This is a genomic window from Allosphingosinicella sp. (assembly GCF_046295735.1).
GTDB lineage: Bacteria > Pseudomonadota > Alphaproteobacteria > Sphingomonadales > Sphingomonadaceae > Allosphingosinicella.
The window spans coordinates 1-26,022 of record NZ_JBKBMQ010000017.1 but is presented as its reverse complement, the minus strand read 5'-3'; the positions used below and the strand labels follow the sequence as shown (position 1 = coordinate 26,022).

Sequence of the window (26,022 nt, the reverse complement as noted above, 5' to 3'; positions counted from 1 at the left end):
CGTTGCGGCTTCAGCAGCAGCCCTTCTTCGAGGACAAGAACCGCGCCTTCTGGATCCTGCAATCGGCCGGCTGGGCGGGCTATTTCATCTTGCGCACCCTGTCCGGCATCGCCAACGCGATGGGGTGGAGCTTCGTGGTCCATACCGCGCTCCTCACCGCCACCGGCTATTCGCTGACCCTGTTGATGGCGGCGGCCTTCCGGCGGCTGATCCGGATGCGGCCGCTCGTCACCTGGCTGGTGTCGATCGTCATCGTGTTCGTCGCCGCCGCCTCCTTCTCGGCGATCGAGACCTGGAGCCACGCCACCTTCGTCCGCCCCGGCGCGCGCCCCGAGGGGCTGCAGTTCCTGGGCGCGATCCTGCTCACCTTCTCGCTGCTCGTCGCCTGGTCCGCCCTCTATTACAGCATCAATTATTATCTGCTGCTGGAAGAGCAGACCGACCAGCTGCTGCGGCTGGAGCATCAGGCGAGCTCGGCCCAGCTCGCCATGCTGCGCTACCAGCTCAATCCGCATTTCCTGTTCAACACGCTCAATTCCATCTCCACCCTCGTCCTCCTGAAGCAGACGGACCGGGCGAACGCGATGCTGTCGCGCCTGTCGTCCTTCCTGCGCTACACCTTGGTCAACGAGCCAACGGGGCAGGTGACGGTCTCGCAGGAAGTCGAGACGCTGAAACTCTATCTCGAGATCGAGAAGATGCGGTTCGAGAACCGCCTGCGTCCGCATTTCCTGATCGACCACACCGTCGCCCGCGCGCGCCTGCCCTCGCTCCTCCTCCAGCCGCTGGTGGAGAATGCGATCAAATATGCGGTGACGCCGCAGGAGGAAGGCGCCGACATCTCGATCGAGGCGCGCCGCAACGTGGACCGGGTGATCATCACCGTCTCCGACACGGGTCCCGGCCTTGACGCGACGGTGGAGAGACCCGAATCTACCGGCGTCGGTCTGGCGAACATCCGCGACCGCCTGGCGCAGGCCTATGGCACCAACCACCGTTTCGAGACACAGTCGGACATAAGGGGGGGCTTCCGCGTTATCATCGAAATTCCCTACCAGATAGAGATCGAGGAGCCGAAATGACCATTCGCACGATATTGGTCGACGACGAACCGCTTGCGATTCAGGGGCTGCAGCTCAGGCTCGACAAGCATGAGGATGTCGAGATCATCGAAACGTGCTCGAACGGCCGGGAGGCGATCCGCGCGATCAAGACCCACAAGCCGGACCTCGTCTTCCTCGACATCCAGATGCCCGGATTCGACGGCTTTTCCGTGATCCAGGGGCTGATGGAGGTCGAGCCGCCCTTGTTCGTCTTCGTCACCGCCTATAGCGACCATGCGATCCGCGCCTTCGAGGCCCAGGCGGTCGACTATCTGATGAAGCCGGTCGAGGAAGACCGCCTCGCCGACACGCTCGACCGCGTCCGCCAGCGCCTCACCGAGAAAAGGAGCGCCGAGGAAGCGGGCAAGCTGAAGGAAGTGCTGGCCGAAGTCGCGCCCGACGCGATGGAGAATGTCGAGGCCGTCGGCGGCGACGACGCCCATGCGTCCAGCCGCTACGAGAAGATGATCAACATCAAGGATCGCGGCCAGATCTTCCGCGTGGACGTGGATTCGATCGAGAAGATCGACGCGGCCGGCGATTATATGTGCATCTATACCGGCGATAACACCTTGATCCTGCGCGAGACGATGAAGGACCTGGAGAAGAGGCTCGATCCCCGCCGTTTCCAGCGCGTCCACCGCTCCACCATCGTCAATCTCGATCAGGTCCGCCAGGTGAAGCCGCACACCAATGGCGAATGCTTCCTGGTGCTCGGCTCCGGAAGCCAGGTGAAGGTGAGCCGCTCCTACCGGGACGTGGTGGCCCGCTTCGTCCACTGACGCGGGGGCTCAGCCGCCCCGGCGCGGCGGCAGCGGCTCGTGCGGCACGATCTCGGCCGGAGGCCCCGTGCCGCCGATCACGCCGAGCTCGCCGCGCGCCCGCGCCTCCCGCCCGTAGACCGCCTCGAACAGCGGCGCCGCCATCAAGGTGGTGACCACCGCCATCAGCACCATGATCGAGAACAGGCCGGTGCCGATGATCCCCTGCTGCAGGCCGATATTGATGATGATGAGCTCCATCAGGCCGCGCGCGTTCATCAGCGCGCCGATGCCGAGCGCGGTGCGGTTGTCCTGCCCGGTGAGCCGCGCCGCCGCCCAGCAGGCGCCGCCCTTGGCGAGGATGGAGGCGGCGAGGATGGCGACGGTGACCAGCGCCAGCTCCGCGCTCGCCACCATCGTCAGCTGGGTGTGCAGCCCGGAATAGGTGAAGAACATCGGCAGCAGCAGCACGACGGTGAACGGCTCGAGCTGCTTGCGAAGCTCGTCGGCGAAGAAGCCGCGCGGCATGACGGCGCCGAGGATGAAGCCGCCGAACACGGCGTGGATGCCGACCGCGTCCATGGTGAAGGCCGCGAGCATGAACAGCATCAGCGTGACGGCGAGCAGGGTGGGCGTGATCCGCCCTTCCCGCTCCGCCCAGCGCCCGAGCGGGGCGAGCAGCCGCGGCCCAAGCAGCAGCATGAAGGCGGCGAAGGCGGCGCCGCCGACGATCGCCTTCACCGCGATTTCCGGACCGCCGCCGAAACTGGCGAGGACGATGGCGAGCACCGTCCAGGCGCCGGCATCGTCGATCGCGCCGGCCGACAGCGACAGCGTGCCGAGCGGCGAATTGCTGAGCCCGCGTTCGTGGATGATCCGCGCCAGCATCGGAAAGGCGGTGATCGAGATCGCCGCGCCCATGAACAGAGTCGCCTGGAAGAGCGTGACGTTCTCCGTGAACAGGCCGGGCGTGGCGAGCAGCCAGGGCGTGATCAGCACCGCCACCAGGAACGGCGCGGCCATGCCCGAAATCGAGACGGCGGCCGCGCTCTTGCGGTTGGCGCGGAAATGGCTGCTCTGGAAGCCGAGGCCCACCAGGAACATGTAGAGGCCGACGCCGAGCTGCGCCCCGACGAACAGGATCGGCCGCGAATCGGGCGGGAACAGCGCCTGCTGCACCTCCGGCAGGAACAGGCCGAGCAATGAGGGGCCCAGGATCACGCCGGCGATCATCTCGCCCACCACCTGCGGCTGGCCGAGCCACCGGCGCGCCGCCCAGCCGACCAGACGGCACACGCCGATGATGACGAACATCTGCAGGAAGAAGACGATGCTCAGTTCGGCCGGCGTCACATGTCGTCCCCCGGATCTGGGCCGCCCGAATCGGGTCCCCCGCCCTCGTTATGGCGCGGCCGGGCGCCGGATCAACAGCTCTGCCGCCCGTATCGCGCTGAAACGCCCGGCGAAAACTGATCCTTGCCGGACGGGCGCCGCTCGCGGCAAGCTGCGCCGATGAAGCTGAAGCCGATCCAGGTCGAAAAGCCGTGGGGCCGCACCCGCCTGCCGCCCCCCTTCGCGACCGAAGGGGAGCGGCGGATCGGCGAGATCTGGTTCGAAGGGCCGGCGGCGCTGCCGCTGCTCGTCAAATATATCTTCACCAGCGAGAAGCTGTCCGTCCAGGTCCATCCGGACGACGATCAGGCGCGGGCGCGCGGCCATGCCGGCGGCAAGAACGAATGCTGGTACATCCTCGACGCCGATCCGGGCGCCAGGCTGGGACTGGGGGTCCGGGAGGAAATGGACGCGGCGACGCTGCGCGCCGCGGCGCTCGACGGATCGATCGAGCGGCGGATGGATTGGAAGGAGGTCAAGCCGGGCGACGTCTTCTACGTGCCGGCCGGGACCATCCACGCGATCGGCGGCGGCATCTCGCTGATCGAGGTTCAACAAAGCAACGACATCACCTACCGCCTCTACGATTATGGCCGTGCGCGCGAGCTGCACCTCGATGACGCGGTCGCGGTGGCGCGGGCGCGGCCCTATGCGCCGGCCGGACCGCCTTCGGGCGGGGCGTCGGGCGGCAGGGTGCTGGTGAATGGCTCCGATTTCAGCCTGGTCCAGGTCGACGATCCGCGCTCCGATCCGATGGCGGATCGGCGGCGCTGGGTGGTGCCGCTGCGCGGCACGGCCGCCGGCGGCGGCGCGGGCGAATGCCTGCTGATCGAGGCGGGAGCGAAACTGACGCTCGGCACGGGCGCGGCGGCGCTGGTGGCGGCGGAGGGGCCGCTCGACTGAGCCGCGCCGTTTGGGCGCGGTCATGATGACGGGGAGTGGGAGGGGACATGATGACGCAGGCGAGCCCGGAGCGGGCCAATATGGGTTTCATCATCCTCATCGTCGCGGTGGCGACGATCGGGGGCTTTCTGTTCGGGTTCGACAGCGGCGTGATCAACGGCACCGTGCCGGGGCTGCAGCGCGCGTTCGAGTCCACCGCGGTGGGGACCGGGTTCAACGTCGCCTCGATGCTGCTCGGCTGCGCCTTCGGCGCGTTCGCCGCCGGTCGATTGTCGGACCTGATCGGCAGACGCAACGTGCTGCTGATCTCCGCCGTCTTCTTCATCGTCAGCGCCTGGGGCTCGGGAATCGCCGGCGGATCGGCGGAATTCGTCTTCTACCGCTTTCTCGGCGGCCTCGCCGTCGGCGCGGCGAGCGTGCTGGCGCCGGCCTATATCAGCGAGGTGACTCCCGCCGCGATCCGCGGGCGAATGTCGGGAATCCAGCAAATCATGATCATCATCGGCCTGACCGCGGCCTTCCTGTCCAACTATCTGCTCGCCGACGCCGCGGGCGCTTCGGTCAGCGCCTTCTGGTGGGGCTACGAAGCGTGGCGCTGGATGTTCTGGATGGAGCTCATCCCCGCAGGCCTGTTCCTGGTCGCCTTGCTCTTCATCCCCGAAAGCCCGCGCTATCTGGTGCTGAAAGGACGCGAGGCGCAGGCCGAGCAGGTGCTGACGCGCCTGTTCGACCGCGATGTCGCGGCGCGCAAGGTCGAGGAGATCCGCGAGTCCCTCGCCCGCGACCTGCACCGGCCGAAATTGTCCGACCTCGTCGACCAGACCAGCGGCCGGGTGCGCACCATCGTCTGGGTCGGGATCGGGCTGGCCGTGTTCCAGCAGCTCGTCGGCATCAACGTCGTCTTCTATTACGGTGCCGTGCTCTGGCAGGCGGTGGGCTTCACCGAGAATGACGCGCTGTTCATCAACATCGTGTCAGGGGCGCTTTCGATCCTCGCCTGCACCGCGGCGCTGATGCTGATCGACCGCATCGGCCGCCGGCCGCTGCTCCTCATCGGTTCGGCGGGCATGGCGGTGACGCTGACGCTGATGGCGGCCGCCTTTGCGACCGGAGCGCTGGTGAACGGAACCCTGCAGCTGTCGGACGAGATGGGCACGCTCGCGCTCGTCAGCGCGAACATCTACGTCGTCTTCTTCAACTTCAGCTGGGGTCCGGTGATGTGGGTGATGCTGGGCGAGATGTTCCCCAACCAGATTCGCGGCTCCGGCCTGGCGGTGAGCGGGTTCGCCCAATGGTTCTCGAACTTCGGGATCACCATGACCTTCCCGATCCTGCTCGCGTCGATCGGGCTGATGGGCGCCTATGGCCTCTATGCCCTCGGCGCGGTCGTCTCGTTCATCTTCGTGCGGGCGATGGTGCACGAAACCCGCGGCCGCGAGCTGGAGGAGATGGCGGGATAGCGGCTCAGGCGGCGCGGGCGCTGCGCTTGCTGGCGACGGTTCGGAGGAAGGCGCTGAAGCTCGCCGGCTTGCCGATATGATAGCCCTGGACGATGTCGCAGTTCATCTTCTTCAGCATCTCGAGCACTTCGTCATTCTCCACCCCTTCGGCGACGACCTTGAGGCCGAGGGCGTGGGCGAGCTTGACGGTGGAATCGACCACGGTCGCGTCGCTGCGGCTGGTGAGGATCAGCTGGACGAAGCTGCGGTCGATCTTGAGCTCGGTGGCGGGGAGCGTCTTCAGATAGCTCAGCGTCGATTGTCCGGTGCCGTAATCGTCGATCGAGATGTTGACGCCGAGCGCGCGCAGCCGGCGCAGCTCCTCGATGCCGGCCGGCCCCGTCATCGCCGCGGATTCGGTGATTTCGAGCGTCAGCCGGTGAGGCGCGAAGCGATATTCGCGCAGCAGGTCGCGGACCGGTTCGACGAGGTGGTTGCGCCCGATCATCCGCATCGAGATGTTGACGGCGACGCTGAGGCTGTCGTCCTCCAGCGCGGCGAAGTCGGCCAGCGCGGAACGCAGGACGTGGAAGGTGAGCTTGTCGATCCGGCCGCTCTGCTCGACCAGCGGAATGAACTGTTCCGGACGGATGTCGCCCCGGCTCGGATGCGACCAGCGCACCAGCGCCTCGGCGCCGGTGATCCGGCGGCTGTGGAGATCATATTTGGGCTGGTAGGCGATCCAGACGTCGCCCTGGTCGATCGCGCGATCGAGCTCGCCCAGCAGCGACAACCGCCAGTCGGCGTCGGCACCGCCGTCGGCGACATAGCGTTCCCAGGCGAGGCCGCGCTGCACCGCCCGGTCGGCGGCCACGGTGGCGGCGGCGACGGCGGCTTCGGTGGACAGCGCCGGATCGTCGCAGAGGCCCACCGTTATGGTCACGTCAACCGCCCTCTCCCCGAGCGGAAGGCCGCTCGTGAACAGAGCGTGGAGGCCTTCGATCGCGTCCGCCAGCTCTTCGGTCGAACGGTCGCTGCGCCAGCCGAAACTGTGATCGTCCACCTGGAACAGGGTCGCGCCCGAAGCGGCGAGCGACAGGCGCGAATAGACCCGGCGCAGCAGCTCCCCCTGTCCTTCCCGGCCGAGCAGCGCGGTGATCTCGGCATGGTTGCGCAGGCGCACCACGACGGTCGTGCGCGCCTCCCCGTCGAGAAGGCACATGGCGGTGAGATTGGGCAGCTGGCTGACCGGCGCCAGCGTGATGCGATCGACGACGGCCTTTGTGATGGCGGCGCCGGCGATGAGGATGGTCGCGGTGAACAAGGCGAGCGAGGCGGATCCGACGGTCGCGACGATCGCCGCCTGCTCGCGCGCCACCAGCGCCACGGCCAGCATGGCGAGGCTGCCCGCGGCGAGGAGGCCAAGCCGGACGGCGATGCGCTTCGACACCAGCGCGGCCGCGATCACCAGCCAGGCGACGACCAGGGCAGGCCAATCCCCGACCGGCCGCGGCGTCGCGATCCTGAGCGTTTCCGCCCCGATCGCCTGGATGTAGAGGCCGGGAATGCGCCCGTGGACGGGCACGCTGAAGCGGTCGCCGAGGCTGATCGACGTGCCTCCGACGAGCACGTTCTTGTTCCGGAAGAAACCCGCCGGATATCGGCCCTTCAGGACATCGGCGTAGCTGACGGTGGGGATCGTCTTCGGATCGATCGACCAGTCGAGCGGATAGAAGGCTTCGCTGTAGCTCGGCTTTTCCGCAAGCAGGGTCGCGAGCGTCGGCCAGCGTGCGTTCTTCATTTCCATACTGTAGGGGATCTGGCGGGCCGTGAGGTCCTTTTCCAGCCAGATCCAGATCGCCGCCACCTGGGCATGGGCGCGAAGCACGGGGATGGGAAGCATCTCGATCCGCTCAACGTTCGGATCGCGCACGCCTTCGAGTAGCGCCGGCAGGATCACGCGGCCGCTCATGCGCTCGATCGCGGCCGCGAACACCTCGTCCTGGATGGGATCGGCGGCGGGGTCGACGAAATGGACGTCGAAGGCGACCTGCTTGACGCCTTCGGCGTTCAGGCGGTCCAGCAGTTGGCCGTGAAGCCCGCGCGGCCAAGGCCAGGTCTGAATCTCGGATAGGCTGCGCGTGTCGATTTGCACAACCACCGTCTCGCCGGAGGCGGTCTTGGGAAAGTGCTGGATACGCGCGGTTTCGAGCCGGTTGTCGAGCGACGTCATCCACTCGCCCATCGCTGACGCGATGCCGATCAGAAGGACGCAGGCCAGGATCGGCCACCGCGCGCGCCTTGCGATCAGATCGGCAATCCGAATGAGCACTACGGTCAATCCCGCGCTCGGCGCCGCCGGGAACAATGCTTCCCCGCGGCATCCCCACTACCCCACGAGTTCCCAGCTAAAGAAAAAGGGTTACCGATTTGCTTAGGCGGCCCTGCGGCCCCCGGCGCTCAGACGTCGACGCGGCCGCCCTGAAGCACCACCACCCGGTCCGCGGCGGCGAGTGTCTCGCGCCGGTGCGCGATGACGATGCGGGTGATGCCCATCGCGGAGATGGCGGCGTTGACCTGCCGCTCATGCTCGGCGTCGAGATGGGCCGTGCCTTCGTCCATCACGAGCAGCTTCGGCCGGCGGTAAAGGGCGCGAGCGAGAAGGATGCGCTGGCGCTGCCCGCCCGACAGCGTCGAGCCCATGTCGCCGACCAGTGTCAGGTGGCGCATCGGCATGTCCTCGACATCGTCGTAGACCGAGGCGGCCTTCAGGGCCTCGACCATGCGATCGGGATCAACCGGCTCGAAATCCGCGACGTTGTCCGCGATGGTGCCGGCGAACAGCAGATCGTCCTGGAGCACGGCGGCGACATGTTCGCGGAAGGCGCGACGGCCGTAGCGGGCGAGCGGAACGCCATCGATCAGCACCTCGCCCGACGTGGGTTCGGAAAGCCCCAGCAGGATCTTGCTGAGCGTCGTCTTTCCACCGCCCGAGGGTCCGGTGATCGCGACATGCTCGCCGGGACGAATGTGGAGATCGACGCCGTTCAGGACCTGCGGCTCGTGGATGCCGTAGGCGAAGGTGACGCCGCGCAGCTCGATCTCGCCCCGGAACGGCTTCGCCTGCGCCATCGGCTCGGCAAAGCCCGGATCATCCTCGGTCAGCGCGATGTCGGACAGCCGCTCCAGATGCAGCGACAGCATCCTGAACTCCATCGCCTTGTCGATCAGGGACCGGGTCGCCGTCGCGAACTGCATGCGATAGGCGAGGAAGGCGAAGATCATGCCGACCGTGAAGCCGCCCTCGATCGCCATATGGACCGCGAGCCAGGTGACGATCACGATCTCCAGCGCGCCGAGCAGGGTGGCGGCGGACTGCTGGACGACGTGGATGCGTTCGTTGGCGAAGGCGGCGCCGAGCGCCTCCGACAGGCGGTTCTGCCACACCGCGTGGCGCGTCGTCTCCCGGCCGGCGAGGCGGAGGGTGACGATGCCGCGCAAAGTCTCGATCATCGCCGATTGCTCGCGTCCGAGCGCGGCGATGCGGTCATGCTCGGTGCGCCGCTCCGCCGAAAGGGTGAGCGCCCGGACCGTCGCGTAGAGGATAAGTGCGCCCACCGGCACCAGCGTCAGCATCGGCGAATAGGCCAGCATCAGCGCCAGCGTAAGGACGGCGAGCACCCCGTCGATGATCGCGGCGGCGGCGCTTTCCGTCAGAAGCTTCTGGATCGGGAGCACCGACTGGAAGCGCGACAGCACGTCGCCGACGCTTCGCTTTTCGAACCACTGGACCGGGAGCCGCATCAGCTTGCGCGCGACGTTGGAGGCGATGCCGAACGACAAAGCGGTGCCGGAAGCCAGCAGGACGAACGACCGGAGCAAGGCGGCGCCGGCATTGACCAGCGCGAACAGGCCGAAGCCAATGGCGAGCACCGTTATCAGGTCCGCGTCGAGCGCGGGAAGCGCCTGGTCCACGGCGAGCTGCAGCAGATAGGGCGAGGCGAGAACATGCGCCTGGAGGACGAGGCTGAGCACGGCCGCCTGGGCGATCGTGCGCTTCACGCCGCTCGCGCCGCTCCACAGCTGGAACAGGCGCAGCCTCTTCTTCTCCGCCTCGGGCGTGAAGTCCCGCGCCGGCCGCAGTTCCAGCGCGACGCCGGTGAAGTGGCGCGACAGCGAGGCTTCGTCGTGCCAACGCCCGTCCAGAGCCGGATCGACGATATAGGCCTTGCCGTTGCGGACCCGCTCCACCACCACGAAATGGTTCATGTCCCAGTGGAGGATGGCGGGAAGCTGGATCGCCTCGAGCGCGTCGAGGCTGATCTTCAGGGGGCGGGATGTGAGGCCGAGCGCGTCCGCCGTCTGCATCAGCTCACGAAGGCCGATGCCGCGCGAGGAGACGCCGAAGCGGCGGCGCAGCGCGCCGAGATCGAGATCGTGCCCCCACCAATTGGCGATCATCGCCAGCGAAGCGAGACCGCATTCGGCCGCCTCCGCCTGGCGGATGTGACGGATGCGGCGACGGGGGATGATCGACGTGTCGATGGCGGCGGGCGCGTTCATCGCCGGCCCACCGCGAATAGGGGATCGAACAGCCATTCCATCAGGCTGCGGGACCGGGTGGTGATCCGCGCGCTCACCGTCATGCCGGGGCGGAGCGGCTGCGGAAGCGCATAGGCGTCGATGGTGGCGGCGCGCATGTCGGCGTGGACGATGAAGACTTCGGCGCTGCTGCCGTCGGCGCGGGCCACGGGGACCGTCGCTTCCGAAACCGATCGGATGCGGGCGTCGATCGTCCCGTAAGTGTGGTAGGGGAAGGCATCCACCGCGATGCGCAGATCCTGCCCCGGTTCCAGGAACCCGGCGGCGGCGGCGGGGACCTCGATCCGCGCCTGCAGCCGAGATCCGGCGGGTATGATCGACAAGATCGGCCGGTCCGGACCGACGGCATCGCCGCGATGGGCGGTGATGCCGGTGACGGTCCCTCCTTCCGCCGCGGTGACGACCAGCACGGTCGCATTCTCGTCCGCGGCGGCGAGACCCGCCAGTTCGGCCCGGGCGCCGGCCACATCGGCCAGCTGCAGCTCCAGCTCGCTCCGGGCGCGGGCCAGATCGGCCTCCGCCGCCGCGATACGGGCACGGCGGCTGGCCAGTTCCTGCTCCAGGCGCGACAGTCCCTGGCGGCGGGTGGCGAGCAATTCCTCGCGCTGGAGCACGTCGCGGCGCGACACGAAGCCGCGTTCGGCGACGTTGCGGGCACGCTCCAACTCCTCGGCGGCGGAACGTACCAGCTCGCGCTGCTGGCCGATCTGCGCCGACAGTCCGGCGGCCTCGGCGCGGTCGCCGCCGATCTGCGAGGACAGCGCATCGACCCGCGCCCTCGCGACCCGGGCGAGTTCGGGCATGCTGCCGCGCAGTGCCTCTTCGCGACGGGCGATGGCGGCGGCGCGGCGGTCCTGGAGCGTTTCGGCGCCGTCGCCGGAGGCGATCGAGATGCGGGCGAGCGGGGTTCCGGCCTCGACCCTCTGACCCTCCGCAACGAGGACTTGCTCGACGATGCCGGGGCGGACCGCGACCGCGCGGACGATGCCGCGGTCGCCGGTCAGAACGCCGTCGGCGACGGTAACCTTGCCGTAGCGGGCGCTGGCGAGAAAGGCGGCGGCGATCAGCACGGCCGCGAACAGGAAGCCGCTCAGCAGCTGCCAGGAAACGGGCGGAACGAGCACGACTTCGCCATGTAGGCGATCCTGCCCGCGCATCGCTTCGGTTCGGAACAACTGCACGAAAAAAGCCCCTCCGAGGGGGCTTATATCAGACATTTGGCGCCAGGCGACACCCGATGTGGATGGACCGACGGCCGGATTCCGGCCGCCGGCCCGATTGGCCTCAGCCGCGGATCGCGGTGTTGCCTTCGCGGGTGCCGCCGGCAACCGCCTTGATTTCCTTCTGGGTCAGTTCGACCACCTTGATCTGCTTCTTCATGTTTCATTCCTCCCTTTCCGGAAACGGGTCCGGTAATCAGGAAGATACTGCCGCGTTAACGGCTCGTAAACCAGTTTCTGGAACGCTTAAGTAACGTATTCAGAATCCTTGCTTTTGAAGTAGCGTCCGAGAGGCGCTCGAATAGAGAATCGGGCGGGCGGGCGGGCGCCTGTCCCAAATCTGGATGCGGGACCGACTCAGGCCGCTTGTCCGGACAGCGCCTCGACCAGCGAAGCGACCCGTGCGAAGCGGTCCCCCGGTGCCTCGATCGCCTCACGCAGCAGCAGCCGGCCGTCTTTCTCCTCCAGCCCCGCCGCCTTCGCGTCGCCGGCGAAATCGGGTCGCGGCGTGAAGGCGATCGCCGCGGGGCCCGCGTCGATGCGGGCGATCCGCGCCTCGCGCGCCAGCCGTCGGAGCTCCGCGGCGGCGAGAAGCGTCTCCGCTTCGGCGGGCAAGGTGCCGAACCGGTCTTCGAGCTCGTCGCGCAGCGCGTCGTGCGCCGCCGCCGAATCGAGGCGCGCGATGCGGGCGTAGAGGTTGATCCGCACCTCCTCCTCCGGGATCCAGTCCTCCGGCAGCCGTCCGGCCGCGCCGAGATTGAGTTCGGGCAGCCAATGTTCGGCGGGATCGCCGCGCGCCGCGCGGATCGCCTGTTCCAGCAGGTGCTGGTAGAGGCCGATCCCGATCAGCTTCATATGGCCGGCCTGCTCCTCGCCGAGCAGTTCGCCGGCGCCGCGCAGGTCGAGATCGCGGGCGCTGATCGCGAAGCCGGCGCCGAGCTGGTCCAGCGCCTCCATCGTGCGGAGGCGTTTCAGGGTGGCGGGCGCGATCTCCGCACCCTCCTCGGTCAGCAGCAGGAAATGGCCGCGGCTGCGCCCCCGCCCCACCCGCCCGCGCAGCTGGTGGAGCTGGGCGAGCCCGAACCGGTCCGCCTGCGCGACCAGCATCGTGTTTGCCCGGGGGATGTCGAGCCCGGCCTCGATGATGTTGGTGGCGAGCAGCACGTCGCCGTCGCCCGCGGAAAAGCGGATCATCTCCTCGTCGATCTCGGCCGGCGCCATCTTGCCGTGCGCCTGGCGCAGCCGCAACGACGGGACGAGCCGGGTCAGCTGCTCGGCCATCGGCGCCATCTGCTCGATGCGGGGAACGACGACGAAGCTCTGCCCGCCGCGCCGCCGCTCGCGCAGCAGCGCGCCCTTGACGAGATCGGGCGCGAAGCCGGCGAGCTGCGTCCGGCTCGGCAGCCGCCGGGCGGGCGGCGTGGTGATCAGCGACAGGTCCTGCAGGCCCACCAGCGCGCTCTGCAGCGTCCTCGGGATCGGCGTCGCGGTGAGGGTGAGAACGTGCCCGTCTCCGGCGAGCGCGCGCAGCTTCGCCTTGTCGGCGACGCCGAACCTTTGCTCCTCGTCCACGATGACGAGGCCGAGATCGGCGAAGGCGACCGTCTTGCCGGCGAGCATCTTCGTGCCGACGACGATTCTGACGCTGCCGTCGGCCAGCCCCTTCTTCACCTCCCGCGCCTCGGCGGCGGAGGACAGGCGCGACAAGGCGGCGACCTTGACGCCGAGACGGCGGAAGCGGCGGCGGAAGACTTCCAGATGCTGGCGCACCAGCACGGTCGTCGGCGCCACCAAAGCGACCTGCCGCCCGGCGAGGGCCGCGATGGCGGCGGCGCGGAGCGCGACTTCCGTCTTCCCGTAGCCGACGTCGCCAACCACCAGGCGGTCCATCGGCCGTCCGGACGCCAGGTCGGCGCGCACCGCCTCGATCGCGCGCGCCTGATCCGCCGTTTCCGAGAAGAGGAAGCCGGCGACGAACCGCTCATAGTCGGCGGGCGGCGGCTCCAGCACCGGCGCGGTCCGCTCGGCACGTTCGGCGGCGAGGCGGATCAGCTGGCGGGCGGTCTCCGCGATCGCTTCGTCCAGTTCGGCCCGCCTCTTCTCCCAGCTCGCGCCGTCGAGCCGGTCTAGCGTCACCGCCTCCGGATCCGCGCCATAGCGCCACAGCCGGTCGGCCTCCTCGACCGGCACCAGCCGGCGCGAGCCGCCGGCATGTTCGAGGCGAACGGCGTCGCTCTCGCCGTCGCCCGACGGTACCCGTTCGAGCCCGCGCAGCACGGCGAGCCCATGGTCCTCGTGGATGACGGCGTCGCCGATCCGGAAGTCGGTCGCCTCCTCCGTCAGCGGATCGACGCGGGCGCCGGAGGCGATTTCGGCCGCGCGGCTGCCGAGCACGTCGGCGGTGGCGAAGACGGTGAGCCCCTCCTCGCTCCAGCCGCGCTCCAGATCGACGGCGGCGGCGAGCAGCGCGCCCGGCTCCGCTTCGCGCACTTCGGCCCAGCCGGAGACGGAGCGCGGCGCCTCGCCGATCCGCTGTTCCAGTCGGCGCGAGAAGAAGCGGACATCGCGCGGCGATCCGGCGATCAGCACCCGCCGCCCCTCCGCCCGCGCCTGCTTCAGCGCGGCGAGAAAGGCGCGGTCGGGACGCCTGGCCTCGGCGAAGCGGGGGCCTGCTTGCTCGCCGTTCACCGCGAGATCGACCCGGCCTCGGCCGGCAAGCGCCGACCGCCACTCCCCCGGCCGGACGAGCAGCGCCCTGGCCCTGTCGCCGCCGGCTTCCTCGGCAAGGTCGAGGAAGCTGTCGCGGCGCTCGATCGTCTCCGGATCGATCGCGACCGCCGCATCGGGCAAATGGTCGAACAGGGTGACCGCCTCTCCTCCGGGCGGCGGCTCCATGGCCGGACCGATGACGAGGTCTTCCAGTTCCTCGTCATGGCCGAGCTGGGTGAGCGGATCGTAGCCGGTGATCTCCGCGATCCGTCCGTCCTCCAGATGGATGCGGAACGGCTCCTCCGCGGCGGCGGGGAAGATGTCGATCGTCTGGGCGCGAACCGCCATCTCGCCGGGCTCGTCCACCCGATCGTCGCGAAAATAGCCGAGCGCTTCCAGATCGGCCGCCAGCGCTTCGCCGTCGAGCGGATCGCCCCGCCGCAGCAGGCGCGGCGGGTCGGCGAACGCGGCGGACGGCGCGACCTTCTGCGTCGCCGCTGTCGCTTCGGTGACGAGCAGGACCGGCCGCCCGTCGCGCCGATGGATCGCCCCCAGAGCGGCGGCCCGGCGGCCGGCGACCGCAGGCGAGGACGGCGCGGCTTCGCCCGGCAGCGAATCGGGCGGAGGGCACCACAGGACCTGGGCATCGCACAGCTTCTCCATCGCCCGCGCGATCGCCTCGGCGCGGCCTTCGCCGCAAGCGACGGCGATCACGTCCCCATCCTGAAGGGCGACGCAGAGCCGCGCGACGGTCGGACCGAGCGGCGCGTGGCGCGTGCCCCCGGCCGCGCCTCCTTCCTGTTCATCCATTGGGAAACCTTGGGAAATGGAAGCAGTCAAACGTCGCCGCGCGGGCGGCGTTCCGCCTGCACGGCTTCTGCACGCCGCTCCTTCGAAACTCGACCGGCGGCTCCGCCGCCGCTGGACCGCGGCGGGAGATGAGCGACCCGAACATCGGAGACCCGCATGCCACGCCTGCCCCTCAAGCTCCTCGCGGCCGTCGGCCTTGTCGCCGCCGCCGACATCTTCTTCGTCGATCTGAAGATCGGATCGACGCTGGGCCTGTTCGCGCTGCTCTGGGCGCTGGTCCTGATTCTCACCGTGCCCGCCGTCCGGCACGGCCGCGCGGCGCGGACGGCGGCGGTCGCCGCGATCGGCTTCGCGCTGATCCTGACCGACGATCCGAGCCTGCTCGGCTGGGTTCTGTTCTGGACCGCCTTGTCGCTGGCCGCCCTGCTGCCGCGCCGCCGCTTCGACGACGCGCTGAACTGGGCGGCCCGCCTGGTCCTCCACGGCCCCACCATGCTCGTTGCGTTGCCGGACGAAGTGAGAAGCATGCGGCGCGCCGGAAGCCGCGGCAGCCGCTTCAGCTTGAGCGCCGCGCTGCGCCTGCTGCTGCCGCCGGTGGTCGGGACGATCATCTTCTTGTGGCTGTTCGCCGCAGCCAATCCGGTGATCGATCAGGCGCTGGACGCGGTTCGGCTGCCCTGGCTTCACCCGGTCCGTATCGCCTTCTGGGCATTCGTGTTCGGCGCCGTCTGGATGAGCCTGCGGCCGCGGCCGTTCGTTACCCGGATGCTCCGGGCAGCGGATGAGGAGGGTCCCGAGACTCCGCCGAGCCGCTTCCTGCCGCGCTTCACGCCGCAAAGCATCGTCCTGTCGCTCGTCGTCTTCAATCTCGTCTTCGCGGTCCAGAACCTGCTCGACATCCTGTTCCTGTGGAGCGGAGCGCGGCTGCCGCAGGGCATGACGCTGGCGGACTATGCGCATCGCGGCGCCTATCCGCTGATCGTCACCGCCTTGCTCGCAGGGCTGTTCGTGCTGGTCGCGCTCCGCCCCGGCAGCGATACCGCGGCGCGTCCGCTGGTGCGATGGCTGGTCGTTGCCTGGGTCGGGCAGAACATCTTCCTGGTCGCGTCCAGCATCCTGCGCACGATCGACTATATCGACGCGTATTCGCTCACCGTCCTTCGCATCTCCGCGCTGCTGTGGATGGCGCTGGTCGCGACCGGGCTGGCGCTCATCTGCTGGCGCCTGCTGCGGGGCCGGAGCGCGCGCTGGCTCATCAACGCCAACGCCCTCGCCGCCGCTCTGGTGCTCGCCACGGCCTCGGCGGTCGATCTCGGGTCGGTCGCCGCCGCCTGGAACACTCGCCATGCCCGCGAGGTGGACGGCAGCGGCGCGGAGCTCGACCTGTGCTATCTCCGCGGGCTCGGCCCGTCGGCTTTGGTGTCGCTCGCGCGGCTCGAAGTGGCGACCGCCGACCCCCGGCTGCGCGACCGCATCGCATCCGTCCGGTACGAGCATATGGACCGGCTCGCCTATTGGCAGTCCGATTGGCGCAACTGGACGTGGCGGGGCCAGCGCCGTCTCGCCGCCGCGCAAGCCGTGCTCGGTCCGAACCCCCGGGGACCCGTTGACGCGAAATACGGGCGGGACTGCGAAGGTTTTCCCTACGAACCGCCGCCTCCGCCGCCGCCAGACCCGTTGACGCAGGCGCCGCAACAATGATCCAATGCCCCATGCCCCGCACCATCCTGATCGTCGACGACGATCCCCACATCCGCCAGCTTCTCGTCTTCGCGCTGGGCAAGGCCGGGCTCGACACGATCGAGGCCGCCGACGGCGAGGCGGCGCTGACCCAGGTGGACGCGCACGGCCCCGATCTCGTCATCCTCGACATCAACATGCCGCAGATGGACGGGCTGGAGGTGTGCCGGCGGCTCCGGGCGGCGGGCGACCTTCCGATCCTCTTCCTCTCCTCGCGCGACGACGAGATCGACCGGGTGCTCGGCATCGAGCTCGGCGCCGACGATTATGTCGTGAAACCCTTCAGCCCGCGGGAGGTCGTGGCGCGGGCGATGGCGATCCTGCGGCGCACCGCCGCCCGCCCGCCCGCGGCGGAGGAGAACCGCCCCGCCATCCGGCACGGCCTGCTCAGCCTCGATCCCGACGGCTGGCGGGCGGAATGGGCGGGCAGCGAAGTGCCGTTGACCGTGACCGAATTCACCATCCTCAGAACGCTGGCGTCGATGCCGGGCAAGATCTTCACCCGCGACGCGATCATCGACCGGGTGCGCGGACCGGGCTTCGCTCTGACCGACCGGACGGTGGACAGCCATGTCCGGAACCTGCGCGCCAAATTCGCGCAGGCCGGCGGCAGCGACATCGTCGAGACGCGCGCCGGCGTCGGCTATCGGATCGGCGCCTGCGCGGGCGGGGCCGGGTGATCGAGCGGCTGAAGGCGCTGGTCAGGCGCCGCTGGCCGAGGCTTCGGCTGCGCACCATCCTGCTCGCGACCCTGCTGTTCGTCGCGGCCCTGCCGGGCGTGGGCGCGGTGTTCCTGCGCGTCTACGAGAACACGCTCGTCCGCCAGACCGAGGCGGAGCTGATCGCGCAGAGCGCGGCGCTGGCGGCGACCGCGTCCGCCTTGTGGCCGGACGCCCCCCCGCTCGGCGCCGTCGCCGCGGAGGATGTGGCGCCGGAGCCGCCGAGCATCGACCTCAACGCCACGCCGATCCTCCCCGAACGGCCGGCGCCGTCCCGCGCCGCCGCCCCGCCGCCGCCGCGAGCGGCGGAAGCGGCCACGCGGCTGGCGCCGATCCTGGCGCATACGCGGCAGACGACCGCCGCCTCGATCATCCTCCTCGACGGGCGGGGGGACATCCTGATCCCCGCGGGCACGGGCGGCAGCTTCGCCGCCCTTCCCGAGGTGCGGGCGGCACTGGCCGGCGGCACCGAAACCGTGCTCCGCCGCAACGGCGCCTACCGCCAGGTCTACTGGTTCGAATGGCTGAGCCGCGCCGCCGCGATCCGCGTCCATCACGCGCGGCCGGTGACGGTGGACGGCGAGGTGGTGGGCGTGCTCCTCCTCTCCCGCTCCGCCCGCGCGCTGTTCCGCGGCATGTACGAGGACAGGGGCAAGATCGCGATCGGCATCCTCGCCATCTTCGCCACGCTCGTCCTGCTGAGCGGCCTCCTGTCGCGGGGCATCGCCCGGCCGATCGAGGCGCTGAGCGGCGCGACGCGCGAAGTGGCGCGCGGCCGCGGCCGGGTCCCCGATCCGCCGCCGACCGCCGCGATCGAGATCCAGGCGCTCTACGCCGACTTTCGCGACATGGCGGCGGCGATCGAGCGGCGTTCCCGCTATCTTCGCGACTTCGCCCATTCGGTGAGCCACGAATTCAAGACGCCGCTGGCCGGCATCCGCGGCGCGATCGAGCTCATCCAGGACCATCATGCCACGATGGACGAGCGAGAGCGGCAGACCTTCCTCGCCAATGCGATGGCCGATGCGGAGCGGCTGTCGCACCTTCTCACCCGGCTGCTCGACCTCGCCCGGGCCGACATGGCGCGGCCGGAGGCGGGCACGGCGGTCGACGTCGCGCTGCCGATCCGCCGGGTCGCCGACGCGCAGCGGACGCCGGCCTTCGACATCGATATCGATCTGCCGCCCGAGCTCCCCCGCGCCGCCTGCCCTGAAGCGGCGCTGGAGGCGGTGCTGTCGAGCCTCGTCGAGAACAGCCGCCATGCCGGCGCCCGCCGCGTCCGCATCGCCGCGCGGGCCGAGGACGGCGCCATCCTGGTGGAGACGCAGGACGACGGACCCGGCATCGCCCCCGCGGACCGGGAGCGGATCTTCGAGCCCTTCTTCACCAGCCGCCGCGCGGCGGGCGGAACCGGTCTCGGCCTCGCCATCGCCCGCTCGCTGCTCGACGCCAGCGGCGGCGACATCGCGCTGCTGGCCTCGGAACGCGGCGCGCGCTTCCGGCTGACCCTCCCGGCCGCCTGACGCGGCTCAGAAGCGGAGCGGCTTCACCCGGCGCACGCCCGCGATGGCGCGGATCGTCTCCACCACCGCCGGCTCGACATGGTTGTCCACCGACACCAGAGCGACCGCCTCGTCCCCGGCGGCGCGTCGGCCGAGATGGAAGGTGCCGATATTCACCCCGGCCTCGCCCAAAGTGGTGCCGAGCCGGCCGATGAAGCCGGGCGCGTCCTCGTTGACGATGTAGATCATCTCGCCGCGCAGTTCCGCCTCCACCTTTATGCCGAACATGTCGACGAGGCGCGGCGCCGAATTGCCGAACAGGGTCCCGGCGACGGATTGCTCTCCTTCCTCGGTGGTGACGGTGACCCGCACCAGGGTGTGATAGTCGCCCTCGCGGTCGTGGCGGATCTCGCGCACGTCGAGGCCGCGCTCCTTCGCGAGGAAGGGCGCGTTCACCATGTTCACCGTGTCCGAATAGACGCGCATCAGCCCGGCCAGCACCGCGCCAGTGATCGGCTTCTGGTTCAGGGCCGCCGCCGCGCCTTCGACTTCGACCGCGACGCCCAGAGCGCGCTTGCCCTCCAGCTGGCCGACCAGCGAACCGAGCTTCTCGGCAAGCTCCATATAGGGCCGGAGCTTCGGCGCCTCCTCGGCCGACAGGCTGGGCATGTTGAGCGCGTTGGTGACGCCGCCGCGCATCAGATAGTCCGACATCTGCTCGGCCACCTGGATCGCGACATTGACCTGCGCCTCGGTGGTGGAGGCGCCGAGATGGGGGGTGGCGATGAAGCCGGCCGTGCCGAACAGCGGGCTCTGCTTGGCCGGCTCCTCGACGAACACGTCGAGCGCGGCGCCGGCGACATGGCCCGCCTCCAGCATCTCCTTCAGCGCCGCCTCGTCGATCAGCCCGCCGCGCGCGCAGTTGATGATGCGCACGCCCTTCTTCGTCTTCGCCAGATTTTCGCGGGACAGGATGTTGCGGGTCTGGTCGGTGAGCGGCGTGTGGAGCGTGATGAAATCGGCGCGGGCGAGAAGCTCGTCCAGCTCCACCTTCTCGACGCCGAGGTCGAGCGCCCGCTCCTCGGTCAGGAAGGGGTCGAAGGCGACCACCTTCATCCTGAGGCCCAGCGCGCGCTCGGCGACGATCGAGCCGATATTGCCGCAGCCGATCAGGCCGAGCGTCTTGGAGGTGAGCTCGACCCCCATGAAGCGGTTCTTCTCCCATTTGCCCGCCTGGGTCGAGGCATCGGCCTGCGGCAGTTCGCGGGCGAGGGCGAACATCAGGGCGATGGCGTGCTCCGCGGTGGTGATCGAGTTGCCGAACGGCGTGTTCATCACGACCACGCCCTTGGCGGAGGCGGCGGGGATGTCGACATTGTCGACGCCGATGCCGGCCCGCCCGACGACCTTGAGATTGGTCGCCGCCTCCAGCAGGTCGCGCGTCACCTTGGTGGCCGAGCGGATGGCGAGGCCGTCATAGTCGCCGATGATGGCCTTGAGCTCGTCCTTCGACAGGCCGGGCCGCTCGTCCACCTCCACGCCGTTCTGGCGGAAGATCTCGGCCGCCTTGGGGTCCATCTTGTCGGAAATCAGCACTTTGGGCATTTGGGGAACTCCGTCGTCCCGGCGAAGGCCGGAACCTCAACATCTGAAAGAAACCGGCCGCGTTCGGAGCGGCGCTAGCGGCTGCGCGCTTCGTGGAAAGCCCAGTCGAGCCAGGGGCCGAGCCGCTCGACATCCTCGGTCTCGACGGTGGCGCCGCACCAGACGCGCAGGCCCGGCGGCGCGTCGCGGTAGGAGGCGACGTCGAACGCCGCTCCTTCGATCTCGAGCAGTCCCGCCATCTCCTTGACGAGCGCGGCCTGTCCCGCCTCGTCCAGACCCGCCACCACGTCGTCCGCGAATTTGAGGCAGACGCTGGTGTTGGAGCGGGTGGCCGGATCGGCGGCGAGGTGCGCGACCCAGGGCGTGCGCGCCACCCATTCGTCGAGCGCGGCGGCGTTGGCGTCGGCGCGGGCGATCAGCGCGGGCAGGCCGCCGAGGCCCTGCGCCCATTCCAGCGCCCACACATAATCCTCCACCGCCAGCATCGAGGGCGTGTTGATCGTCTCGCCCTTGAAGATGCCTTCGATGAGCTTGCCGCTTTTCGTCATCCGGAAAATCTTGGGCAGCGGCCAGGGCGGGCTGTAGCTTTCGAGCCGCTCGACCGCGCGCGGCGAGAGGATGAGGACGCCGTGGCCGCCCTCCCCGCCCAGCACCTTCTGCCAGCTGAAGGTCGCGACATCGACCTTGTCCCAGTCGACCGGCTGGGCGAAGACGGCCGAGGTCGCGTCGGCGAAGGTGAGGCCGGCGCGGTCCGCCGCGATCCAATCGCCGTCCGGCACCCGCACGCCCGACGTGGTGCCGTTCCAGGTGAACACGACGTCGGTCGCGAAATCGACGGCGGAGAGATCGACGATCTCGCCATAAGGCGCCTTCAGCACGGTCGCGTCGAGCTTCAGCTGCTTGACCACGTCGGTCACCCAGCCTTCGCCGAAGCTTTCCCAGGCGAGCATCGTCACCGGCCGGGCGCCGAGCATCGACCACATCGCCATTTCCATGGCGCCGGTGTCGGAGGCGGGCACGATGCCGATGCGGTGCGTCGCCGGCACCTCCAGTATCTTGCGCGTGAGTTCGATGGCGTAGCCGAGCCTGGCCTTGCCCTGCTTCGACCGGTGCGAGCGGCCGAGCGAGCCGAGCGCGAGATGCTCCGGCGACCAGCCGGGCGGCTTGGCGCAGGGGCCCGATGAGAAATGCGGTCGTTTTGGGCGGATTCCCGGCTTTTGGGGATGCGCGGTGGCACCGGCCGCGCCGGCAATGTCGTTCGTCAATGTCTCTCTCCTTCCAGAGAGCACGCGCCGCGTTGGGACGGCGTGGCCCGCCGACGGGGATAAAGGATGGGGATGCGGTGTCAACGGCGGCGCGTCGATGCAGGTCCCCGAGCTTTCCGCTTTGCCTGCGGACCGCGCCGGATGTAGGATGGGGCGATGAAGATCGAACCCGGGCTTTTCGACACGTCCGACCCGCGCTCCGAGGCCGAAGCCGACGCGCGCGCGGAGGAGGACGTGCGTGCCGGGCGGCTGGTGGGCCATAGCGCGGTGAAGCGCTGGCTGGGGTCTTGGGCCGGCGACAAGAAGCTGCCGCGACCCCGCGCCGGGGACTGATTTGCGGCGGATCGTCTGGACCGAGGAAGCGGTCGCGAACCTCGAGGCGATCCGCGATTATGTCTCCGCCTTCAATCCCGCCGCAGCCTCGCGGCTCGCGCAGCGTCTGATCGAGTTGGCCGACCGCCTCTCTTATTTCTCTGATCGGGGCCGCGACGCGGGCGGCGGACGGCGGGAGATGACGATCGTGTGGCCCTATATTCTGCGCTACCGCGTGGAGCGCGATGAGGTCATCATCCTGCGCATCCGCCACGGCGCGCAGGAGCAGGAGGATTAGGCCGCGCGGCAGCCGCTCCGCCCTTCCCCTCTCTCGGCAAGCAGCGAGGAGAAGGGGCGCGACCTGCCGAAGCGCTTGACCGGGCGAGTCGGAGCGCGGCAGGATGAGGCGTGCGTTGGCTTATCTCCCTGACCTTGCTGCTGTTGCTTGCCGCCTGCATCCCGCGGGTGACCCCGCCCCGGATCCCCGGCGCCGTCCAGCCGCCGGCGGGGCGCCAGGCGTCCGAGGATCCGGCGACGCGCCAGTGCATCGCCGATCTACGGCGCGAGGAGGTCGAGTTCCGCCAGCTTCCCGACCGCACCTTCGAGGGCGGCTGCATGGCGATCGGCGCGGTGCAGCTGACCGACATCGGCACGCCGGTGACCAATCTCGGCGCGATGACCTGCCCGCTCGCCCGCCAGTTCGCGCGCTGGACGCGTGAATCGCTCCAGCCGGCCGCCCAGCAATGGCTCGGAAGTCCGGTGCGGCGGATCGAGAGCTTCGGCACCTATGCCTGCCGGCCCGTAAACAATCGCGAGGGCGCGCGCCTGAGCGAACATGCCTTCGCCAACGCGGTCGACGTCGCCGCCTTCACCACCGCCGACGGGCGGCGCATCACGGTGCTCGACGGGTGGAACTCGCCCGACGAGCGGGTGCGGCAATTCCTGCGCGCCGCCTTCCAGGGCGGGTGCCGCCGCTTCAACGTCGGGATCGGACCGGACGGCGACGCCGCCCACCGCGATCATTTTCATTTCGACATGGGACGCGGCCCATATTGCCGCTAAAGGGGCCGCCATGGACAAACCCGTACCACCGAAGCGCGTCTTCCACCCGGCCCGCGAAGAGGCCGAAATCGCCGCCCACGCTACCTCTTCTCCGCAGACGGAGCATGAGGCCTATCGCCTTGCCTTCCAGGACATGGACTTCCTGCTGCGGCCGGACCTGCGCCCCGTGCGCTTCCAGCTCGAGCTGCTGAAGCCGGAGCTGCTGCTGGACGAGGCGAACATCGCGTCGACCTTCGTCTTCTACGGATCGGCCCGCATACCGGAGCCCGACAAGGCAGACGCGCTGATCGCCGCCGCCTCCACCGATCATCAGCGGCGCATCGCCGAGAGCCTGAAGGCGAAATCCAAATATTATGACGAGGCGCGCAAGCTCGCGCGCATGTGCAGCCGCGTGCCGGAGGACGAGGACGGAAAGAAGCAGTTCGTGGTCTGCTCCGGCGGCGGCCCGTCGATCATGGAAGCGGCCAATCGCGGCGCCTGCGACGAAGGGCGGGAATCGATCGGGCTCAACATCGTGCTGCCGCACGAGCAGCTGCCCAATCCCTTTGTCACCCCGTCGCTGAGCTTCCAATTCCACTATTTCGCGCTCAGGAAGATGCACTTCCTGCTGCGCGCCCGCGCCGTCGCGGTGTTCCCGGGCGGGTTCGGGACGTTCGACGAATGCTTCGAACTCCTCACCCTCATCCAGACCGGCAAGGTGAAGCCGATCCCGATCCTGTTCTTCGGACACGATTTCTGGAACCGGGTGGTGAATTTCGAGGCTTTGGTCGAGGAAGGCACCGTGTCGCCCAACGACCTCAACCTGTTCCAGACCGTGGAGACGGCGGAAGAGGCCTGGGACCTCATCTGCGCCCATTACGGCGCCGAGCACGAAGACCTGCACTGCGCCAAATGAGCGAAAGGCGGAGGCGCATCGCGCCCCCGCCTTCCGTTATTCTAAAGCCCGCCCGAAACGGCGGCTGAAGCGCGCTCAGGCGGCGGGAGCGATCTCTTCGCCGTCTTCGGCGCGCGGGCGGCGGGTGCGGCGGCGCGGCTTGGGAGCCTCTTCCTCGGCCGTTTCCACCGGCGCGATGGCGGGCGGCAGCGCCTCGAGCGAAATCCGCTCCTCGCCGCCGCTGTCCTCGTCGCGCTCGCGGCGGGCGCGGGGACGACGCGGACGCGCCTCGCGGGCTTCGCCGTTGCGCTCCTCGCGCTCGTCGCGCTCCGGCTGCTCTTCACGGGCCGGGCGATCCTCGCGGGCCTGACGGTCCTCACGGGCCGGGCGGGCGGCGCGGTCGTCGCGGTTGCCGCGTCCACGCTCCTGCCGGTCGTTCCGCTCGTAGCGCTCCTGCCGATCGTCGCGATCGTCCCGGTCGGAGGCGTTCGCCTCCTCCTGATCGTCGTCGTCGTCATTGTCGAAGTCGTCGCGCGAACGGCGGTGCTCTTCGTAGCGCGCCCGGCTTTCATTGAGCACGCGGTGATAATGGTCGGCGAACTGCAGATAATATTCGGTGAGGACGCGGTCGCCCTGCATCTGCGCGTCGCGCGCCATGGATTTGTATTTTTCGAGAAGCTGGGCGGCATTGCCCCGCTGCCGATTGTCCTGGCGGTTGCCCTGGTTGGGCGAACTGCTGGGCGGACGGGAGCCGCCGCCGCGACCGCGCCTGCGGCCGCCCTGACGATTGTTGATCAAACGAAAATCCTCGCCAACCGTGGTCCTATTGGTGCCACTCCATGCGGCCGGGCCCGTCCCGGCCGTTACTTAGCGCGGTCCCGAGGGAGGATGCCGCTGGGCATCCGCCACCTCACGCTGACATCGCTTTGGAAGCGATAAGCAATCGGGGGTCCGCGATGGGAGCCTCACGCCTTCTATGCTGTGCCTGGCCCCATCCCTGCCCCCTATGTAACTAGCCCCGCTGCCAAATCCAAGAGGAAAAGAATTATCTCTGATCAAATACGGAGCATCAATGCGCGGACGATGCCCGCCAGGTCCCGCCGCGCGGCCACCGCGAAGCCCTGCGCGGCGAACAGGGCCGCGACCGCAGCCTCCTGTCCGGCGCCGATCTCGACGCAGGCGATGCCGCCCGGCACCAGCAGCCGGCCGAGGCCCGGCGCGATGCGACGATAGGCGTCGAGCCCGTCCGGCCCGGCGAACAGCGCTCCCGCCGGCTCCCAGTCGCGCACCTGCGGATCGAGCGCGGCCTCCTCCTCCACGTAAGGCGGGTTGCACAGGACGAGGTCGAACCGCTCGTCCACCCCTTCCCCCCAGTCGCCGAGCCGGAAGCGGGCGCGGCCGGAGAGGCCGAGCCGCTCCGCATTCGCCTCCGCGATGGCGAGCGCTTCCACGGAGGCGTCGATGCCGAGGGCGGTCGCCTCTGGCCACTCGTCGAGCGCGGCGAGCAGCAACGTGCCCGGCCCGGTGCCGAGATCGAGGATCCGCGTCGGCCTCGTACCCCCGAAATGCGCGACCGCCGCCTCGATCAGCGTCTCGCTGTCGGCGCGCGGGATGAGGACGCCGGGCGCGACGTCCAGGTCGATCGTCCAGAAGGCGCGGCGGCCGGTGATATAGGCGACCGGCTCATGCGCCAGCCGCCGGTCGAGGAGCGGGCCGAAGGCGTCCGGGGCCGGATCGTCCAGACGCGACAACAGCAGCGCCTCGCGCTCCGTGCCGAGGGCGCGCGCCATCAGCAGCTCGGCATCGAGCCGCGGCGTGTCGCTGACGCCGGCAAGACGCGCCGCGGCGGCGCCGAGAGCTTCGCGGACCTTGATCGGGCGCTACTCCGCGTGGCGGGCGGCGATCGCCTCGGGCTCGGCCTCGAGGCGGCTCGCCGGCAGCCAATAGCCGGCCAACCCCCCACCCGCCGTACGGCGCGCATTGGTGATGTCGGCCAGAGGATCG

The 26,022-nt window shown here is 69.4% G+C and carries 20 protein-coding genes; 11 read left to right on the top strand and 9 right to left on the bottom strand.

All coding sequences use genetic code 11. From position 1 onward, the window contains the following. Window positions 1–2: 2 nt before the first annotated feature. Together ACK4K7_RS14580 and ACK4K7_RS14575 are read left to right on the top strand one after the other, a co-directional pair. Window positions 3–1,082, top strand: coding sequence for a sensor histidine kinase (locus ACK4K7_RS14580; protein ID WP_431867179.1), 1,080 nt, complete (start codon window positions 3–5; stop codon window positions 1,080–1,082). Beyond that, a complete protein-coding gene (locus tag ACK4K7_RS14575; RefSeq protein WP_431867098.1) occupies window positions 1,079–1,885 on the top strand; it encodes a LytR/AlgR family response regulator transcription factor in 807 nt (268 codons plus the stop codon). Before ACK4K7_RS14580 ends, ACK4K7_RS14575 begins: the two co-directional genes overlap by 4 nt. 9 nt (window positions 1,886–1,894) lie before the next feature. Here the strand turns inward: ACK4K7_RS14575 and ACK4K7_RS14570 are convergent, their stop codons facing one another. Continuing rightward, the gene (locus ACK4K7_RS14570; protein WP_431867097.1) at window positions 1,895–3,217 is read right to left on the bottom strand and encodes a cation:proton antiporter; all 1,323 of its coding nucleotides are present in this window, start codon (window positions 3,215–3,217) and stop codon (window positions 1,895–1,897) included. A gap of 159 nt (window positions 3,218–3,376) precedes the next feature. Between ACK4K7_RS14570 and ACK4K7_RS14565 the strand changes: the two genes are divergently transcribed. Together ACK4K7_RS14565 and ACK4K7_RS14560 are read left to right on the top strand one after the other, a co-directional pair. Next, window positions 3,377–4,159, top strand: a complete 783-nt coding sequence (locus ACK4K7_RS14565) for a class I mannose-6-phosphate isomerase (protein WP_431867096.1) — start codon at window positions 3,377–3,379, stop codon at window positions 4,157–4,159. A gap of 50 nt (window positions 4,160–4,209) precedes the next feature. Next, window positions 4,210–5,619: a sugar porter family MFS transporter gene (locus tag ACK4K7_RS14560; RefSeq protein ID WP_431867178.1), complete on the top strand. Its 1,410-nt coding sequence runs from the start codon at window positions 4,210–4,212 to the stop codon at window positions 5,617–5,619. A gap of 4 nt (window positions 5,620–5,623) precedes the next feature. On the opposite strand, the gene ACK4K7_RS14555 is transcribed toward ACK4K7_RS14560, so the two are convergent. From ACK4K7_RS14555 to ACK4K7_RS14540, 4 genes are all read right to left on the bottom strand, one after another. Then, window positions 5,624–7,930 (bottom strand): EAL domain-containing protein, encoded by a 2,307-nt coding sequence (locus tag ACK4K7_RS14555; RefSeq protein WP_431867094.1) that lies wholly within the window; start codon window positions 7,928–7,930, stop codon window positions 5,624–5,626. Window positions 7,931–8,058: 128 nt separating this feature from the next. Then, window positions 8,059–10,161 carry a peptidase domain-containing ABC transporter gene (locus ACK4K7_RS14550; protein WP_431867092.1) on the bottom strand — a complete coding sequence of 701 codons (2,103 nt, stop codon included), beginning with the start codon at window positions 10,159–10,161 and terminating at the stop codon, window positions 8,059–8,061. Beyond that, complete coding sequence (locus ACK4K7_RS14545; protein WP_431867091.1) at window positions 10,158–11,381, bottom strand: HlyD family secretion protein; 1,224 nt, start codon at window positions 11,379–11,381, stop codon at window positions 10,158–10,160. Before ACK4K7_RS14545 ends, ACK4K7_RS14550 begins: the two co-directional genes overlap by 4 nt. A gap of 396 nt (window positions 11,382–11,777) precedes the next feature. Beyond that, window positions 11,778–14,939: a DEAD/DEAH box helicase gene (locus ACK4K7_RS14540; protein WP_431867089.1), complete on the bottom strand. Its 3,162-nt coding sequence runs from the start codon at window positions 14,937–14,939 to the stop codon at window positions 11,778–11,780. Between the two features lie 156 nt (window positions 14,940–15,095). Between ACK4K7_RS14540 and ACK4K7_RS14535 the strand changes: the two genes are divergently transcribed. From ACK4K7_RS14535 to ACK4K7_RS14525, 3 genes are read left to right on the top strand one after another with little or no spacing between them, the layout of a single operon-like run. After that, the gene (locus tag ACK4K7_RS14535) at window positions 15,096–16,640 is read left to right on the top strand and encodes a DUF4153 domain-containing protein (RefSeq protein ID WP_431867088.1); all 1,545 of its coding nucleotides are present in this window, start codon (window positions 15,096–15,098) and stop codon (window positions 16,638–16,640) included. 11 nt (window positions 16,641–16,651) lie between these two features. Next, window positions 16,652–17,359, top strand: a complete 708-nt coding sequence (locus tag ACK4K7_RS14530; RefSeq protein WP_431867086.1) for a response regulator transcription factor — start codon at window positions 16,652–16,654, stop codon at window positions 17,357–17,359. After that, window positions 17,356–18,921 carry a HAMP domain-containing sensor histidine kinase gene (locus ACK4K7_RS14525; protein WP_431867084.1) on the top strand — a complete coding sequence of 522 codons (1,566 nt, stop codon included), beginning with the start codon at window positions 17,356–17,358 and terminating at the stop codon, window positions 18,919–18,921. The genes ACK4K7_RS14530 and ACK4K7_RS14525 overlap by 4 nt, the downstream gene beginning before the upstream one ends. Before the next feature lie 6 nt (window positions 18,922–18,927). Here the strand turns inward: ACK4K7_RS14525 and serA are convergent, their stop codons facing one another. Beyond that, complete coding sequence (gene serA / locus ACK4K7_RS14520; protein WP_431867083.1) at window positions 18,928–20,505, bottom strand: phosphoglycerate dehydrogenase; 1,578 nt, start codon at window positions 20,503–20,505, stop codon at window positions 18,928–18,930. 74 nt (window positions 20,506–20,579) lie between these two features. Next, window positions 20,580–21,770, bottom strand: coding sequence for a phosphoserine transaminase (locus ACK4K7_RS14515; protein WP_431867081.1), 1,191 nt, complete (start codon window positions 21,768–21,770; stop codon window positions 20,580–20,582). 156 nt (window positions 21,771–21,926) lie between these two features. On the opposite strand from ACK4K7_RS14515, the gene ACK4K7_RS14510 reads away from it, so the two are divergent. From ACK4K7_RS14510 to ACK4K7_RS14495, 4 genes are all read left to right on the top strand, one after another. Then, window positions 21,927–22,103: an antitoxin gene (locus tag ACK4K7_RS14510; RefSeq protein ID WP_431867080.1), complete on the top strand. Its 177-nt coding sequence runs from the start codon at window positions 21,927–21,929 to the stop codon at window positions 22,101–22,103. Window position 22,104: 1 nt separating this feature from the next. Next, window positions 22,105–22,380 carry a type II toxin-antitoxin system RelE/ParE family toxin gene (locus ACK4K7_RS14505; RefSeq protein ID WP_431867078.1) on the top strand — a complete coding sequence of 92 codons (276 nt, stop codon included), beginning with the start codon at window positions 22,105–22,107 and terminating at the stop codon, window positions 22,378–22,380. Between the two features lie 110 nt (window positions 22,381–22,490). Next, window positions 22,491–23,144, top strand: a complete 654-nt coding sequence (locus ACK4K7_RS14500; RefSeq protein ID WP_431867076.1) for an extensin family protein — start codon at window positions 22,491–22,493, stop codon at window positions 23,142–23,144. A 10-nt stretch (window positions 23,145–23,154) separates the two neighbouring features. Next, window positions 23,155–24,039: an LOG family protein gene (locus ACK4K7_RS14495; RefSeq protein ID WP_431867074.1), complete on the top strand. Its 885-nt coding sequence runs from the start codon at window positions 23,155–23,157 to the stop codon at window positions 24,037–24,039. Between the two features lie 75 nt (window positions 24,040–24,114). On the opposite strand, the gene ACK4K7_RS14490 is transcribed toward ACK4K7_RS14495, so the two are convergent. Both ACK4K7_RS14490 and prmC read right to left on the bottom strand, forming a co-directional pair. Next, the gene (locus ACK4K7_RS14490; RefSeq protein ID WP_431867072.1) at window positions 24,115–24,816 is read right to left on the bottom strand and encodes a DUF4167 domain-containing protein; all 702 of its coding nucleotides are present in this window, start codon (window positions 24,814–24,816) and stop codon (window positions 24,115–24,117) included. Between the two features lie 257 nt (window positions 24,817–25,073). Beyond that, the gene (prmC, locus tag ACK4K7_RS14485) at window positions 25,074–25,892 is read right to left on the bottom strand and encodes a peptide chain release factor N(5)-glutamine methyltransferase (RefSeq protein ID WP_431867177.1); all 819 of its coding nucleotides are present in this window, start codon (window positions 25,890–25,892) and stop codon (window positions 25,074–25,076) included. Window positions 25,893–26,022: the final 130 nt, after the last annotated feature.

Bases quoted from the DNA above. Each gene is read 5' to 3' on its own strand.
- ACK4K7_RS14575 (WP_431867098.1), top strand. From the start codon at position 1,079: ATGACCATTCGCACGATATTGGTCGACGACGAACCGCTTGCGATTCAG.
- ACK4K7_RS14565 (WP_431867096.1), top strand. From the start codon at position 3,377: ATGAAGCTGAAGCCGATCCAGGTCGAAAAGCCGTGGGGCCGCACCCGC.
- ACK4K7_RS14560 (WP_431867178.1), top strand. From the start codon at position 4,210: ATGACGCAGGCGAGCCCGGAGCGGGCCAATATGGGTTTCATCATCCTC.
- ACK4K7_RS14550 (WP_431867092.1), bottom strand. From the start codon at position 10,161: ATGAACGCGCCCGCCGCCATCGACACGTCGATCATCCCCCGTCGCCGC.
- ACK4K7_RS14540 (WP_431867089.1), bottom strand. From the start codon at position 14,939: ATGGATGAACAGGAAGGAGGCGCGGCCGGGGGCACGCGCCACGCGCCG.
- ACK4K7_RS14535 (WP_431867088.1), top strand. From the start codon at position 15,096: ATGCCACGCCTGCCCCTCAAGCTCCTCGCGGCCGTCGGCCTTGTCGCC.
- ACK4K7_RS14530 (WP_431867086.1), top strand. From the start codon at position 16,652: ATGCCCCGCACCATCCTGATCGTCGACGACGATCCCCACATCCGCCAG.
- serA (WP_431867083.1), bottom strand. From the start codon at position 20,505: ATGCCCAAAGTGCTGATTTCCGACAAGATGGACCCCAAGGCGGCCGAG.
- ACK4K7_RS14510 (WP_431867080.1), top strand. From the start codon at position 21,927: ATGAAGATCGAACCCGGGCTTTTCGACACGTCCGACCCGCGCTCCGAG.
- ACK4K7_RS14495 (WP_431867074.1), top strand. From the start codon at position 23,155: ATGGACAAACCCGTACCACCGAAGCGCGTCTTCCACCCGGCCCGCGAA.